The organism is Nostoc sp. CCY0012 (assembly GCF_963920855.1).
Taxonomy (GTDB): Bacteria; Cyanobacteriota; Cyanobacteriia; order Cyanobacteriales; family Nostocaceae; genus Cyanocohniella.
In genome coordinates this window covers 1-16,380 of the sequence record NZ_CAWUDM010000060.1, presented here as the reverse complement: position 1 = coordinate 16,380, position 16,380 = coordinate 1, and the positions used below count along the sequence as shown (strand labels likewise).

General features: G+C 41.5%; 12 protein-coding genes. 3 read left to right on the top strand and 9 right to left on the bottom strand.

Going from position 1 to position 16,380, the window contains the following annotated elements:
• The first annotated feature begins 58 nt into the window (after window positions 1-58).
• Together ACM0OS_RS17655 and ACM0OS_RS17650 are read left to right on the top strand one after the other, a co-directional pair.
• The gene (locus ACM0OS_RS17655; RefSeq protein ID WP_414544503.1) at window positions 59-1,303 is read left to right on the top strand and encodes a glycosyltransferase; all 1,245 of its coding nucleotides are present in this window, start codon (window positions 59-61) and stop codon (window positions 1,301-1,303) included.
• Window positions 1,304-1,449: 146 nt separating this feature from the next.
• Window positions 1,450-3,159, top strand: coding sequence for a glycosyltransferase (locus ACM0OS_RS17650; RefSeq protein ID WP_414544502.1), 1,710 nt, complete (start codon window positions 1,450-1,452; stop codon window positions 3,157-3,159).
• On the opposite strand, the gene ACM0OS_RS17645 is transcribed toward ACM0OS_RS17650, so the two are convergent.
• Complete coding sequence (locus ACM0OS_RS17645; RefSeq protein ID WP_414544501.1) at window positions 3,160-3,771, bottom strand: DUF3318 domain-containing protein; 612 nt, start codon at window positions 3,769-3,771, stop codon at window positions 3,160-3,162. It abuts the gene before it with no gap.
• 225 nt (window positions 3,772-3,996) lie between these two features.
• On the opposite strand from ACM0OS_RS17645, the gene ACM0OS_RS17640 reads away from it, so the two are divergent.
• Window positions 3,997-4,254: a hypothetical protein gene (locus ACM0OS_RS17640; protein ID WP_414544500.1), complete on the top strand. Its 258-nt coding sequence runs from the start codon at window positions 3,997-3,999 to the stop codon at window positions 4,252-4,254.
• 51 nt (window positions 4,255-4,305) lie between these two features.
• Here the strand turns inward: ACM0OS_RS17640 and ACM0OS_RS17635 are convergent, their stop codons facing one another.
• From ACM0OS_RS17635 to ACM0OS_RS17600, 8 genes are all read right to left on the bottom strand, one after another.
• Window positions 4,306-5,898, bottom strand: coding sequence for an iron uptake porin (locus ACM0OS_RS17635; RefSeq protein WP_414544499.1), 1,593 nt, complete (start codon window positions 5,896-5,898; stop codon window positions 4,306-4,308).
• Between the two features lie 152 nt (window positions 5,899-6,050).
• A complete protein-coding gene (locus tag ACM0OS_RS17630) occupies window positions 6,051-6,647 on the bottom strand; it encodes a Crp/Fnr family transcriptional regulator (RefSeq protein ID WP_414544498.1) in 597 nt (198 codons plus the stop codon).
• A gap of 193 nt (window positions 6,648-6,840) precedes the next feature.
• Window positions 6,841-9,030, bottom strand: a complete 2,190-nt coding sequence (locus tag ACM0OS_RS17625; protein WP_414544497.1) for a PhoX family protein — start codon at window positions 9,028-9,030, stop codon at window positions 6,841-6,843.
• Between the two features lie 220 nt (window positions 9,031-9,250).
• Entirely contained in the window at window positions 9,251-9,925 is a 675-nt protein-coding gene (phoU, locus tag ACM0OS_RS17620) for a phosphate signaling complex protein PhoU (RefSeq protein WP_414544496.1), read from the bottom strand.
• A gap of 28 nt (window positions 9,926-9,953) precedes the next feature.
• Window positions 9,954-11,276, bottom strand: a complete 1,323-nt coding sequence (locus tag ACM0OS_RS17615; RefSeq protein ID WP_414544495.1) for a sensor histidine kinase — start codon at window positions 11,274-11,276, stop codon at window positions 9,954-9,956.
• Between the two features lie 58 nt (window positions 11,277-11,334).
• Window positions 11,335-12,087, bottom strand: a complete 753-nt coding sequence (locus tag ACM0OS_RS17610; RefSeq protein ID WP_414544494.1) for a response regulator transcription factor — start codon at window positions 12,085-12,087, stop codon at window positions 11,335-11,337.
• A gap of 761 nt (window positions 12,088-12,848) precedes the next feature.
• Window positions 12,849-12,977, bottom strand: coding sequence for a hypothetical protein (locus ACM0OS_RS17605; RefSeq protein WP_414544493.1), 129 nt, complete (start codon window positions 12,975-12,977; stop codon window positions 12,849-12,851).
• 193 nt (window positions 12,978-13,170) lie between these two features.
• On the bottom strand, window positions 13,171-16,380 hold a 3,210-nt coding region (locus ACM0OS_RS17600), incomplete at its 5' end, for a hypothetical protein (protein ID WP_414544492.1).

Sequence of the window (16,380 nt, the reverse complement as noted above, 5' to 3'; positions counted from 1 at the left end):
GTTTTCATTAATGATTTAAGACTGCTGTATATCATTTATAGTATTTGCAATTTATTTTATGAATGACAACTCACCCAAGACACTGTTAAAAGTTCCAACTGGTACATTACAAGTTCCTGAATTTTCTTTAACAGGAGTAGATACAGATGATTTAGTAATCCATTTTTCACTTGTAATTCCCACTTATCAAGAGAGTGCCAATATCCACAATGTTGTCAAGATATTGAGCCAGTTACTTGATGAATCTATCCCAGGACATTATGAATTGATTGTGGTAGATGATAACAGTCCAGACCGCACTTGGGAAGTGGCACAATCTTTGATGGTTGAATATCCGCAGTTACGGGTGATGCGACGCCAAGATGAACGAGGATTGTCTTCTGCTGTCATTCGGGGATGGCAGGTAGCCAGGGGTACTGTCTTAGGTGTAATTGATGGAGATTTACAACATCCACCAGAAATATTGACACAACTATTGGCAGCAATTGAACAGGGGGCAGATTTAGCAGTAGCTAGCCGTCATGTAGAAGGAGGTGGGGTTAGTAGTTGGAGTATTGTCAGGCGTTTTTTATCCCGTGGCGCTCAGGTATTAGGATTGATTTTGCTACCAGGGGTACTAGGGAGAATTTCTGATCCCATGAGTGGTTATTTTATGGTGCGTCGTGCTTGCGTAGCAGGTGTCACACTTAATCCTGTAGGCTATAAAATTCTGTTGGAGATTATTGGTAGGGGCAAAGTGGGTGATATTGCCGAAGTTGGTTATGTATTTTGTGAGCGCCAACAGGGAGAAAGTAAGGTGACGTGGAAACAATATGTCGAATATTTACATCACTTATGGCGCTTGCGTTTATCCAGAGGAGTATTAGGAAAAGTGAATCAACAAGTCGGTTTTCCCATTGGTAAGTTCCTCCGCTTTGGGTTGGTGGGACTAAGTGGGGTGTTTGTGGATATGGGAATACTTTATTTGCTTAGTGATCCCACAACTTTGGCTTTACCTCTAACGCGGAGTAAAATCATTGCTGGGGAAATTGCCATTTTCAATAATTTCTTATGGAATGATGCTTGGACGTTTGCTGATGTTAGTAGTACTCAACAGGAATGGCATCAACGTCTGAAGCGATTTGGTAAATTTAACTTAATTTGCCTGGCAGGATTATTATTAAATGTCTTGGTGTTGAATTTGGTGTTTAATTTTATCATTCCTAACAGATACATCGCTAATTTAGTTGCGATCGCAGTGGCTACTATCTGGAATTTTTGGGTTAACTTAAAACTCAGTTGGCGCGTCACCGACGTAAAATAACCCCTATTTAATTGAACTAAAATCACAAATGTGAGTCTAATATATACAAATTGATTTGTTGCTGGGGTTGCTGATAAATTGTTTGGCTACCTATTTTGGTAACTTATTTTATACCTTGAACCAGCAAAAATTCTACTGAAAAATAGATGAATTTGTATAATAATTGGCGCTCTACCGTTTCTGCTCGCTGGTTTCATCCTTTACTATTGCTGATTTGGTTCATTATTGGCATCAGCTTACGTTTAGCTAATTTGACAGCCAAGCCTCCTTGGATTGATGAATTTGCTACTTTGGTGTTTAGCTTGGGGAATAGTTTTTTACCAGTACCTTTAGATCAAGCGATCGCACCTGATATTTTATTACAACCACTGCAACCAAATCCTATAGCTGGTGTAAAAGATGTGATTCATCTCATAGTTACACAAGATACTCACCCACCACTGTATTTTGTGATGGCTCATCTATGGATGAAGTTATTTCCTCACTCAGAAAATTTAGTATCGCTGTGGGGTGCGCGTTCTCTACCTGCTTTACTAGGTGCAGTCTCCATTCCCTGTGCTTATGTTTTAGGTAAATTAGCCTTTCATTCTCGATTAGTCGGGCAAATATCGGCGGCCATGATGGCAGTCTCTCCCTATGGCATTTTTTTAGCACAAGAAGCACGCCACTATAGTTTGGCTATAATTTGGGTGATGGTATCCCTGATGTGCTTAGTCATTGCAATCCGTCATTTGCAAAACCGAATATTGTTACCAGCTTGGGTGATCATTACTTGGGTAGTAATTAATGCCTTAGGCCTTGCTACTCATTACTTTTTTGTTCTGACTCTCGCGGCTGAAGCCTTGGTATTGATTTTTGTCGCTTGGAAACAACACACCCAGGCAAAAACTTTGCTGTTTCTCTCTCCTTTGTGGGGGCGCATTTATGTAATTGCAGTTGGTACGGCTGTGGCGGGTATAGTTTGGTTACCTAGCTTTTTACAGAATCGCTATCGCAGTAGTTTAACAGAGTGGATTCAAGGTACTCGTGTAGGACTAGATTGGATCAACCCAATTTTTCAAGTTTTAGCAACATGGATTACCATGATTTCCTTGCTACCAGTGGAATCACCACAGTTAACAATTGTGATTGCTTCTGGATTTGTCATGTTAATTTTCTTTATTTGGGCAACACCGATTTTAATTCGTGGTATTAAGACGCAACTACAACCACCGCCAAATCGTTTGATGATTCAAGTATTAGCTGGGGTAGTATTAGGAGCGATCGCTTTCTTTTTCTTTTTTACTTATGTATTGGGGATTGACTTAACACGGGGCGCTCGCTATAGTTTTGTCTATTTTCCAGCGGTGATTATCCTTCTGGCGGCCAGTCTCGCAGTTTGTTATCAAAACCCAGATATCGGTAGATGGGGTATCACGGGAAAAAAAGCTGTCACTCTTATTTGGTTGATGGGATTAATGAGCGCCATCACAGTGACTCATAATCTCGGTTACCGCAAGTATTATCGCCCTGACTTATTAGTTCCCTTAATTGAAGAATATTCCTCACAGCCAGTCCTCATTGCTACAACCCACAGAAGCTTAGTACAAACTGGAGAAATGATGGGCATCGCCTGGGAGTTAAAATTCTCTGGTTCACAAGTGGATACCCAATTTCTTCTTGCTCATCAAGAAGAAGATCCAAAAACTTCTACTGTCGCGCTGGATAATACCTTAAAGGAGTTTCCTCGACCTTTTGATTTATGGTTAGTGAATTTTCGCGCCCCTGTAGCAGAAACAGTCAAAACATGTAATGCTGACAAACAAAATTTACCAGGAATCAATGGCTATGAGTATGAAATTTATCATTGTCAGTAGTCATTGTTTATTTGCATAACTTTTTGGGATACCCACTGGTGATAAACCAGCGATCGCCCGTAAGTTTTGGCAACGAAGCAAGGCGCTAAAATTGAAACTGCCATGTCCTTCGATATTAGCGATCGCCTCAATAGCAGATAATAAATGCTGGGCCGCTTCTGTTTCTGAGTAACCCCGGCGTTGGGCCATCAAAATTGCTGCTGCATCGGCGTTTAACTCTGATTCTGGAGATTGGTTGATGCGCCAAATGCGACTTAAAGCAATTATACTTAATCCTCCAGCTACAGCCATACCCACCACATCTGACTGTGCTGATTCTATTAATCCTGCCAAAAGTCCCAACAATACCACACCTTGATAGATATCCGGTTTATACCACCTCACCCCCGTCAACCAGCTAACCTTCTGTAAGGTTAATAAATCTCGTTGCGGTTTAGTCAGACGAAACCACAAATCAAAATTAATATATATTGGTCGATCATGGTGCCACGGTAAGGGAAAAGCAGCATCAATCACCTTTACCTGCTCCGGCTTGCTGACAATTTTCACCGTCATGCGACTAGAAGCAGGTATGACATCTAATAAACGGCGAATTTCGCTCCTAGGCTCCATAAGAATAATTTGTAATTCTTAATTAGAATATACATTTATTTCACCCCGCAAACTCCGTACACAGACTCAGCGTACCTCTGCACTGACTTAGTAGGACTGTGCATTTGCAAATATAATATCAATTTATCCTAAGCTTTGAGTATATTCTATTATGATGAAGTGTAGTAGATAAAACAATTCTAGCCTCTAGCCCCTAGTCTCTAGCCTCTTTCCCCGGAATATTACATGGACGCTTTTGCTCCCATCCCACCTAAATGGACAAATGAGGCAATTCACGCTTACGAGTTTTGCTGTCCTAGTTGTCGAGCCAGTAGTTTGGAAGCTGTAGAAGTTTGGATTAATAGGCGATCGCCCGTTATGACAGAAAACCATCGTCGTAAATGGCAAGAGTTCTATAATTGCCAGTGTGGTTATGTATGGTGGGCGTGGAGTAGTGATCGGCCTCCCACACACCTTAATCAACAAGATTGTGACCCCAAATAAAAAACCCGCACTCAGGCGGGCTTTTAATTAACTTCTAATCCAAAACCAGTCTTAGAAACTGAATGTAGTACGAAGTGTACCTACGTAGATTGTGTCATTATTGTTATTGTGTTCCGGGTTGAAAATCACTAACACACCAGGGGTGACGGCGATATTATCAGTGAGACGCATCTTATAAAGACCTTCTAAGTGATAAGATGTGTCGGGTTCTGAACCTACGGAACCACCAGTAACTTTCGGGGGTTGACCGAAGATAACACCTAATACGTTTCCTTCTCTACCAAAATCTCTGACACCTAAGGTTGCAGCCCAGTAGAAAATATCAGCATCTTCATCACTGACTTCAGACTCTGCTGTGGTGTAACCTGCCCAACCACCAATTGTCAATGCTGAAGAGGGTTGGAAGGTGGCTTGTACACCATAGTTGTTGGTTGTAGTGGCAACATTACCAAATGGTCTACGAGCAAGTTCGCTTCCTGTGCTGCCAAATAGGTCTACCCCAGACTCGTTATTTTGATAAGAGCGAGCGTAGGTCAAACCTATATTGAAAGCATTGCTGGGTTTGAAAGCTACCTGACCGAAGATAGCATTACCGCCATCGAACAGACCATTACCATTAACTGGGTCATTAGCTGCGGGTGCTAAATAAGCAGCACTCAAAGTTAAGGGGCCTGCGGGATTAAATTCTAAAGTTAAACCAGCACCACCAGAAGCTGGGCGATAGATAGGGCTGAAACGACCGTAACGAGAAATAGCACCTGAACCACTACTCTTGAAGTCAGGGTTAAAGACATTGATGTTTTCGTAAACTTCAGCACCAGTAGCGTCGATTCTGACGCGTGCTGGCCCTAAATTGAAAGCATAGTTTACTTTATCGATTTCAACGTTGTTGCCATTGTCACCAGCAAAGCCTAAACGAGTCATTCTGGTTCCTGTGACATCACCATCAAATTGGGTGATATTTGCAGCATTTAAACGAACCTGCAATTTATCTTGACCTGTGAAGCTGCTTTCTAAGCTTAGACGCACCCGATCAGCGAAAATGATATTATCTTGGACATCGCCACCGTCATCTTCGCCTTCTGCGCTTGCTCTTTCGTCACCAAAAGCACCAGCCAAAGCAAATATAGCTTCACCTTTTAGCTTGGTGGTGGTGGAAAATTGATTCGCTTCTAATTCAGCAGTCCGAGCTTCTAAAGAATCTACACGACCACGTAAAGTTGCTAATTCCGCAGAAAATTCTTCTTGCAAGCGCTGCAAGGTTTCCAAGTCTTGTCTGGTAACTACATCAGCAGTCGCTGTGGCAATTAGTTCATTAACTCGGTCTAAACAAGCATTCAAACCAGCCGCAAATTCGTAGCGAGTCAAGGCTCGGTTACCACGATAGGTGGCGTTGGGATAACCTGCAATACAACCGTAGCGCTCAACCAAGGATTGCAAAGCTTGGAATGCCCAATCTGTAGGTTGCACATCAGAAAACTGAGACACAGATGTTACCTGACCGATGCTATCAGCCTCTTGAGACAACTGAGCAACGGTTGTTACCTGTTCATTAACTTCAGCAGCTAAGGCACTGTTAGCAGCAAAAAATGTCGCAGCAACAATTGGGCTGACCTTTAACACATTCCAAAATAGTTTTGCCATATTAGTTAATTTCACTCACACCTAACGAAACTCTAGCTATGGAAAAAACCCATTTTCTTCAGGGAATTTACTCACGCATTCAGTAGGTAATATACCAGATTATGGAAACTGAATACAAGTCAATCACCTTCTTTCTGACTAATTTTTTGAATTTATTTATTTAGTGAACACAGAATAATCCGCCGTTTATAGCGTAACAATGCCCCTTGAGTTTCAAATTGTTGTAACAGCCGTGTTACTGTGACACGAGTTGTGTTTAAAACTTCAGATATTTCCTGATGGGTGATGTTTAAATCAATCAATTTGCCTTGTTCTACGTCACGTCCAAATTTTTCACTTAACCACAGCAGAAATTTCCATAAACGTAAAGATATGGGCTTGGAATGCACAATACTTAAAAGCTCTTCTGAATGTTGAATGTGGGATAAAAAAGCATCGATATTTATATACCAAAGGTGAGGTGGTATCATGCTTACTTCTACGCTTGTCAAACATTCAATTTGATAAGGTTGGACTTTAGATAAAGGATAACCAATTAAATCTCCAGCGCCCCAGTAACCCAGGGTAATAAATAATCCGTCTTCACTCCAGGTTAAGGTACGAACTGCTCCCCGCTCAATGCGCCACAGTACGTCGTTACCAGGTGGAATTATTTCCCTACGACTAAATAACTTTTGTGGTAAGTGTTCACCGAGGCTAGATTCATGTGAGACATTGGGTAAGTTGGGAGTCAAACTTGTGGAAGACATTATGCAAGTACTTGTAGGAGTATGAACTGGAATTAATTGCAAACTATAAAAATTGTTTTATTAATTTATTCAAAAAAATTAATCGGTGAATATCTTCAGCTTGGTCAGATAAAAAGAATTTATTTAATTAACTCATATTTTTTATAAGATAATTTTATATGTATAAATGTCAGATAATCACTTGTAAAAAAAATTAAACTTTGCTCACAGCCACAACTGCTGGCTTAGGAGGAGAATTGGGAGTCTTATGAGGCCAATTAGAACCAATAGGAACTTGACGAGTTTGTAAAAATTCTTCACCTAAAGTATTGGTAATCACAAATTCTCTAGTTTCAGATGCTTGGTCTTTACGTATACCATGAAATTCTCCTGGGTGTTGTATTGATAAAAATATAGTTTTGTGATCTGGAGTGAAGCAAGGCCCAGTAGTTTCACACTCCATCGGCCCCATCCCAAATAAAAAAGCTTTACCAACATCTTCACCGTGGGTGGGCAGAAACCAAATGGCATTGTTACCAAATAATCCAGATAAACTTACAGCTTTACCTTGGTCATTCGTACGAGTTTTGATGGAATTATTGAGTTTATTCGTGGAAATATCGGTCACCATCCATAAATTGTCTTGAGGATCTAGTAATAAATTGTCTGGGTTAGCAAAACCCATACCGCCGGCTGCTGGTTCCCCTCCTGTAGCTAGAATTTGCCAGCGAAAAGAATGTGCAGATAAATCATTGTGATCTTCACTTAAGCGCATTAGCCAACCATATTCATAAGGTGTTTCACCTGTAGGACTTTTGAAAATCCGCACATCAGCACCTCCTTGTTGATCTGGAAAACCAGAGGTAAAGGCAATGTACAAATCACCATTAGCTGCAATCACTGTATCTTCTGGACGTGCTGTGCAAGTAGCACCGATAGCATTAGCGGCATAGTGGGCATCAATTAAAATGGCACCTTGCTTTTCTTCGGGGGTGCCGATGTAAAGTTCACCTAGTTGTTGATATATTTGTTTAAACTGAGTAATTTCCTCGTCTTTTTTCACTAACAAATAACCATCGTTGATGGCTGCGGATGGCTGGAGTTTGGGGCCAATGGGTAGCCTGATCACATTACCGGCGATAATTTGCGGAATATCGGGATTAATTGGTGTGTCTGCGTTGAGTGGTAGCCAGCGTCCTGTACCATCAGTGTTAAATTTGGCAGCATAAAGCATTCCCTGTTGCAATAACTGAGAATTGGCTTTGTTTTTGGGGTCAGTTACACGATCGCGGCTGATAAATTTGTAAATATGTCCTCCCCGGCGATCGCATCCCGAATAAAATGCAATGGGTTTACCTTTTTCTACCCTGACTCCCACAGCTTCATGGCGGTAACGTCCTAGCCAGGTATGTTTTGTCCCGTAGTCTTTGGGGTTGGCTGGGTCAATTTCCACAATCCAGCCATATTTATTTCCCGCTAAACCAAAAACATTACCTTGTCCATACAGTTCTTCATCACCTAAAGCAAACGGTCGTTGGCTAGGGTCAAAAGAAGTACCGTCAGCATATACAGCTTCTGTAACTTGTATTTGAAAATTTTCTTCCGCACTGAGAACTGTACCCCACGGAGTTGTTCCGCCAGCACAATTAGCAAAAGTCCCAATGATGCGATCGCCTAATTGATCAATATACCCTTGTCCCTGTTGTTTGCGAAATACTGCCACTGCGGGGCCAGTTGCTTGCAGATACCGCCCATCTTCTAAGCCAGAAATGCCACTTATACGTCTATCAGCTACAGAATTAGTTCTTTCCCACTGGCCATTATTTTCCAGGCGAATTGATATGATACCCAATCCTTGATCTAACAGTGCTTCTGTACAAATTTCTCGAATTTGGGATTTGATGGGGTTGCTATCTGGCAAAGCATAAGCATTAATTTCTGTTTTCCCTGATGATTGTGCTTTGAGGGCAGTTTTTACAGACTCAAAAGGCAGCGATTTTCCAATTACCTGCTCATAAGTTTGTATCCAGGGGATAGTACTGACATATTCAAAATTAACTGAGAGATATCCTTCATTTTCTGCTGTTGGTAAAAACGATAGGTAATCGTTGTTGTAACCAAAACGAGAATCACCTACCGCATCACCCCAAGCCGCAATAACTTGATATTGAAAGCCTTTTGGTAGCACCAAATCATCTACTACTTCATAGGTGCTGTATTCTGCTTGCTGTTGTTCTGGTGTCAAACCTGCTGTTGCTATGGGAATAGGGCCCTTTATGGATTGAAAAGAAAATGGTATTTCAGCGTTTGTAATCTTTTTATCACAACCTGTGAGATAACTCAGTGCCAATGCACTTGTACTGCCCCCAATTAACAATAAAAAATCCCGGCGTGTGATACTCATGGGTTTGATTAATTACACCAGATCCATTAGCTAGTGATAAAAACAACACTTTTGATGCTTGTTGTAGCTAATGTAATTGGGCCAGGTTAAGAAAAAGTAATCGTTTGGTAAATTGTCTGTTGGTTAACCAAGTTTTTATTTTCGGGACTGGGGATTAGAAAAAAAAGGATTGGTAAATGGGTAACTTACCAACCCTCAATTCCTCATCCCTAAAACTGAATTAATGACGTTGACCGGTGACAATGTATGCTACTCTTTGACCAATATTAGTAGTATGATCTGCCATCCGTTCTAGACAACGAATTGCCAATGCTAGCAACAGAATCGGTTCAACTACCCCTGGCACATCCCGCTGCTGGGACAAGGTTCGATAAACACGATCATAGGCATTATCTACAGCATCATCTAAATGCTTTAAACCTCTTCCACCCACTTCATCCAAATCTGCCAAAGCTTTTAAGCTAGTGGCCAGCATTGCTTGTGCATGGTGGGACATATTTTCAATCTCTGGTAAAGTCTCATGAGGCGCATAAGGAAAAATTTTAATGGCAATTTCCGCTAAATCCTCAGCATAATCGCCAATACGCTCTAAGTCTCGCACCAACTGCATAAACGCACTCAAGCAGCGCAAATCTTGGGCTGTGGGTGCTTGTAGCGTCATAATGGCTGTACAATCTGATTCTATTTGTCTATAAAAACGATCTATTTTTTTATCTAGTTGGGGAAGTTCCTCAGCTGCGGTTAAATTACGGGAGAATAACGCTTGGTGGCTAAGGCGGAACGATTGTTCTACCAAAGCTCCCATGCGTAAGACATCTCGCTCTAAGCGCCTAATGGCACGTGTTAACTGGGGACTTTTGGGGTTGGAATTAGGGTCATACAAGACGGCGTTCACACTTGTTATCTCAAAGGTGAAGATATTCTTAACTATAATCTTGGCTTTGAGAGTTTGCCATAACTTCAGGAAGTTGAAGTTGCATCCAAGCGCCACCAGTTTCTGGATGGTTCATAGCTTTGATAGAAGCACCATGAGCTGCAAGAATTTGCCAGACGATGGCCAAACCTAAACCATTACCCACAATTGCCCCCATACTGTTACTTTCTGGTAATGGAGAATGAGTGCGTGCTTTATCTCCTCTGTAAAATCTTTCAAAAATATATGGTAAATCTGCTTGTGAAAAACCTATTCCCGCATCAATAAGATTTATTTCTAAAACCGGGTTTGGGCGATCGCCATCTTCTGTGGAGATGATTTTCGCTTGAATTTGAATGCTGGTACAAGGAGGACTATATTTGATGCTGTTATCCAGTAAGTTGAGAAAAACTTGATAAATTCTGGCGGGATCTGCCTTAATCCACAGATTTTCTGGGCCAGTATAGGAAAGAGACAGATGTTGCTTTTGCGTTAATGGTTCTAATGTTTCCCAAACCGATAAAATTAGCGATCGCAGTTCCAGAACTTCTAGATGCAATTGCATTGTGGGGTTGGCTTCCATTTGGGTGAGTTCCAACCAGCTTTGCACCAAGTTAATCAGCCGATCAACTTCTTGCATCAAGCGGTTAACCCAACGATTTAACGGCGGATCTAGGCGATTTTGTAAAGTTTCCACAACCAGACGGATTGAAGTCAGTGGGGTTCTCAGTTCGTGGGCTAGATCAGAAAAAGAGCGATCGCGTTCTTGATTCATATCTAGCAACGGTTGGCGATTTTCTAGAAAAACTCCCACTTGTCCGTGAGGTAAAGGCAAGCTGAACGACCGCAAAGTCAATGATTTAATGGTGGGCATTTCTGCCGCATTATCACAAGCTGGGTGAAATACCCACTCTTTGGTCTGCGCTTTTTGCCAATCACGGGTTTGTTCAATTAAATGGTCAAGGTCATAAGACCGCACCAACTCCAACAACAACCGCACTTGTTCTGGTTGCCAACTTTGCAGGTAAAGCATTTCCCGTGCTTGTTGATTACACCACAACAGTTGATTTTCTTCATCTACCTGTAAATATCCTAGTGGGGCAAAATCCAGTAAATCTTTGTAGATTTGCAACGAGTGTTGCGAATCCTGTCGTTGCTGCTTAATAGTTGCTATTTTCCGCTGCAAACGGGGAATTAGCGGTAGCGACACCTCAGAAGTATTCGCGGTTAAAGGTGAGAGTACTCGCCCCAAATAGCGGTTCAATTGAATCTGTTGCCAAATCCAAAACCCAATGCCTACCGCTAAACCCAAAAAAAATCCCAATAAAAGCATTTGAGTATGAGTTGCTAGTTGGTTGGTGATTAATCAAAACTAACAACTATCACACAGATTATCCGAAACGATAGCCAAAACCTCTGACAGTCACAATGTATTCAGGGTGACTTGGGTCTTGTTCTAACTTCTCGCGTAACCAGCGGATATGGACATCGACAGTTTTACTGTCACCCACAAAATCTGGGCCCCAAACCTGATCTAGCAATTGCTCCCGTGACCAGACTCGGCGAGCATAACTCATAAAAAGTTCCAACAAACGGAACTCTTTGGGAGAAAGATTCACCTCATGACCACGAACCAGCACCCGACACTCTTGGGCATTCAAGGTGACATCTTTATGTTTGAGGACTGGTAGTTGTGGCAAAGTGCTTAAGCGCTGACGACGGAGTAGCGCCCGACAACGAGCAACTAATTCCCTCATGCTAAAGGGTTTAGTTAGGTAGTCATCTGCACCTACTTCCAACCCCAAAACGCGATCAGTCTCACTACCTTTCGCACTCAAAATCAAAATTGGTACTGGGTTTCCTTGGTGACGCAGCAAGCGACAGATATCTAGCCCATTAATATGAGGTAGCATCAAGTCAAGAACTATTAAGTCAAAAGGTGGCTCTCCTGAGTTGGGTTCAAAACTTTTGAGATATTCGACAGCAGACCGCCCATCAGGGGCTGTGATGACACCAAAACCTTCTTCTTCCAATGCTACAGCTAGCATTTCTTGGATTAATTCTTCATCTTCTACTACCAGAATCCGACTAGTTTGTCCGATTTCTGCTCTAGTAGAATACTTAATTGATTCACTGGTATACATTGATAACAGAAAAATCTAGTTTGTGCTTGTATCAATTACGCTGATGCAATTAATTGTCTGATTTCAGTGGATATATTTTCTTACCACAGTGAATTCTTTTGCAAAAAGTAATATATATAACACTACAGGATAAATTGCTGTAATTGCAAGCAGCTAAGAGTATTTTTGACTATCTAGCATTTTCGATTTCTCTATAGTAGCGATTCTGCATTGACAACCGCAAATTAAGTAAATTACGTTGATTATGAATTAAGAGGATACGATTAAGCCTGTATAAGAGAATTATAGCTAAGTAAGTCAGAATTACTGGCACGTTAAAGAATCCCGATATTTTAATCATACCGGGATTTTTGTTGCTAATTCACGGTTAGTTTTTTATACTTATTGTCGCGTACCGTAGCCTCTAGATTGACTTCACGGCGGTACTAATGGTCTGTTTTTTGTGGTCTACCGTTGTTCAGGGGTTGTTTTCTATTCTTAGTTGTTTCATCTATTTTTTTGTTAGATGGTTGGCTGGAATTAGGTTGTGGATTAGACATAGGACTCAATGGCAATACTAACTACATCTTTCTATACAACTAAGATATAAGTAATTCCGGTCATTAGTTAAAAAAGTTACATATAAATATAAAAAAATAGAGCCGCTACAATGTTCACGTCTCTATCAATTAGGAAACCCATTCTTATTAAATTTTGCAAAAATACTTACTTTTAACCGTGACTTTACTGAGTTTAATTAATTAATATTGGTACATAAACACCTATTGCTGGTCATCTGATTTTTGACGGGGCTGTTGATCAATGATATTTTTTTGACTTTTCAACCGGATGGTACCAGATTCAGTTTTACGAGGCTTGCCATTGTTAGGAGGTGTAGGACGACGAGTCATATAAATATCCTCACGGTTGCTTTATTTCTCTTACTGGAACTACAAAAGTGTAAATTAGTATTCCGGAAATTTAAAAGAGGTTGGCATAGATGTCAAGTTAAGGAACAAAACCCAACATTTGATTTGCTTTATTGGGTTGCGCTGCGCTTAACCCAACCCAACCTTGTATATTGAGGTTGTCTAAACAATTTAATTATCTCACCGCACCAAGAGCTTGCAATGTAAAAATTGTCGCTTCTGTTAACCCTGTGACACCAGTAATATTCATACCCTCATAAAGCCGTTTTGCTCGCAAAATCTTTAAACACTCGCCCGTTTTCACATCCCAAATCCTCACAGTTTGGTCTTGAGAACCACTGGCGATAACTTCCCCGTCTGGACTAAAAGCTACGGAAGATACTAAATGTGTATGCCCAACGCAGATATGATGACATTCGTCTGTATTTACATTCCAAATTCTCACAGTTTGGTCATGGGAGGCACTAGCAAGGGTTTTACCATCAGGACTAAAGGCAACGGCGAATACCCAATTGGTATGTCCAGTCAATGTTTTGAGGCATTTACCTGTCTTCCAGTTCCATATTTTTACTGTTTGGTCGGTGCTGCAAGTAGCGATAATTTCACCATTGGGACTAAAAATAGCTGAATAAACACGACTATCGTGTCCTTGTAATGTGTTGATGCAATCACCTTGATAATAATCCCACAGTTTTACAGATTGGTCGGCACTGGCACTAGCTAAAACTTTCCCGTCTGGACTCCAAGCAATACCCAGGATTTTATCGGTATGTTCACTCAAAGTTTTGAGACATTGACCTGTGCTAATATCCCATAGTTTGACTGTACAATCTGCGCTACCAGTAGCGAGAATTTTACCTTGGGGATGAAAAGCAACGGCATATAGCCAATCTGTATGTCCGAGTAAAATCTGGAAACATTTTCCTGTACTGATGTTCCACAATCTCACTGAAGAATCTGTACTCGCACTTGCCAAAATTTGCCCGTCTGGGCTAAAGGCGAGTCCATAAATAAAGTCTGTATGTCCTTGCAAGCTGCTAATGCAATCGCCAGTCTGCCAATCCCATAGCTTCACTGTTTTGTCATTACTACCACTGGCTAAGATCCCCCCAACCCCCCTTAATAAGGGGAGCCAGTCCGTTGCGGGGGTTTCCCCCGTTGTAGGAACTGGCGTGGGCGAAGGCGGGATTGGACTAAAAGCTACAGGCAAAGCCCAATCTGTATTCCCGTACCAAGTCTTTAAACATTGTCCAGTACGAGAATCCCAAAGTCTAACGCTTTGGTCTAAACTCACGCCTACTAAAGTGTGTCCATCCGAGTTAAAGGCTACGGAACAAACTTCATTAGTGTGTCCGTGTAGAGTTTTGATGCAAGTGTTGGTTTGACAATCCCAGAGTTTGATAGTGCGATCACCACTCCCACTGACTAAGATTTTACTATCAGGACTATAGGCAATAGAATAGACGCTGTTAGTATGTCCGGTGTAAGTTTGCAGGCATTCACCTGTATGATAATTCCAGAGTTTGATGGTGCGATCGCCACTACCACTAGCTAAAGTTTGCCCATCTCCACTAAACGCCACCGAACGCACCCACCCTGTATGTGCTTGCAAGGTTCTCAAACATTTACCTTGATGCACATCCCAAAGTTTAATTGTGTGGTCAGCACCACTACTGGCTAAGGTTTGCCCATCTGGACAAAAAGCAACGCAACGTACCCAGTCTGTATGTCCTGTAAGGGTTTGCAAGCAGTTACCACTGCGGATATCCCAAAGTTTGATAGCCTTGTCACCACTAGCACTGGCCAAAATCTCACCCTCTGGATGAAACGCTACAGAAAATACTTCATGCTCATGTCCAATCAACGTTTTTATACAAACGCCATCCCGGAGATTCCAGAGTTTAATATTCTGGTCAGCACCGCAACTCGCTAGGATTTTCCCGTCTGGGCTAAACATGACAAAGCGCACCCAGTTAGTGTGTCCTTGACAAATCAGCAATAATTTACCTGTTTTTACCTCCCATACACGAATATGACAATCGGTGTCGCAGGTAGCTAAAAGTTCACCATCTGGACTAAAAGCAGCAGATAAAATATTACCCAAAGTCTCAGTAAAAACACAGCGAAATAAATCTGAATCGGCAAAATTCACATCATGCAGGTTTACACCCTGAAGATAAGCTTGCCAAACAGTTAAACCCGAAAAATCGTAGCAACTGAGGTCAATTTGTGCTTGATGTAGCAGATTCAGAGCATTTCCACCAGCATAGCCCGTTACTTGGGGCGATTTGCCTCGGAGATTGGAAAGGATGTAAACCACACAATTAGCTATGTTTTCTAGGCTACCAAGTTTTGTAATTAATTTATCGATAATGGGCTGAAGAATCAGACTAATTTGTGTCTCCCGTACATAATCTTTAGCTTGTGCCTTAATGAGTGCATGAGTGGTAAATAGGCGGGTAGATTGCTTTTCTATTCCCCATTGCCCGATTTCCTCACAAACTTGCTCAATTAACTGATTACTGACATACTCCATCACCACAGGTTGCTGAGTAAAGCCACCAGCATTTTTTTCAATTACAGAACGTCTTTGCAGTGACGAGAGTGATTCTAGCAATTCGCGGGGTGGAACATGAGCCACAAAATCTGCTTGTAACTCTCCTAAAGAAATAGGTTCGCGGTTAATGGCTAACCAGTACATAATCTCTCTTTCCAAAGCTGTGAGACGCTGGAATTGCTGGTCAAGCAGGTCACGAATATCGTCAAAGATAAATGTACCTTGCTGGGAAATTTCTAGAAATTGGGCAACATTGCCATCAAAAAAATCATGGATAGAAGAGGCTACAATCTTCAGAGCTAAAGGATTCCCGCCATATCGGGAAACTAAAACTTGCCATTGGTCTGGGGAAGCTGTGAATTTACCTTTAACGTTAAATAATTCCCGTCCTTCTTTTTCTTGTAAACCTGTAAGTTGTAGAGAACGCACTGGTAAACTCTCCCCTTCATACTTAGCGAGTCCTTGGGGTTTTTCCCGCGAAGTAAGTATTAAACAACTTTGATGAAAAGTTTCGGCTACACATTCCAGAAGTTGACCGTAACTTTCACATCCAGTACGATAACGACCAGTGCGATCGCCTGCCTGTAAAATTGACTCAACATTATCCAGAATAATGAGACAGCGCGACGAACGTAAATACTTGAGTAAAAGTAAGATTCTCCCGTTTAACTGATTTGGTAAAGTTGTTTCTTGCTGTTGAGATACAAACTGAATCAATTGAGCCAAAATATCTTCCACCGGCGGCGCGTTGCGGAGACTGCGCCAAATTATGTACTGAACTGGGGATGAGGAAGATAAAATTCCCCCTTGTCCCCCTTGTCCCCCTTG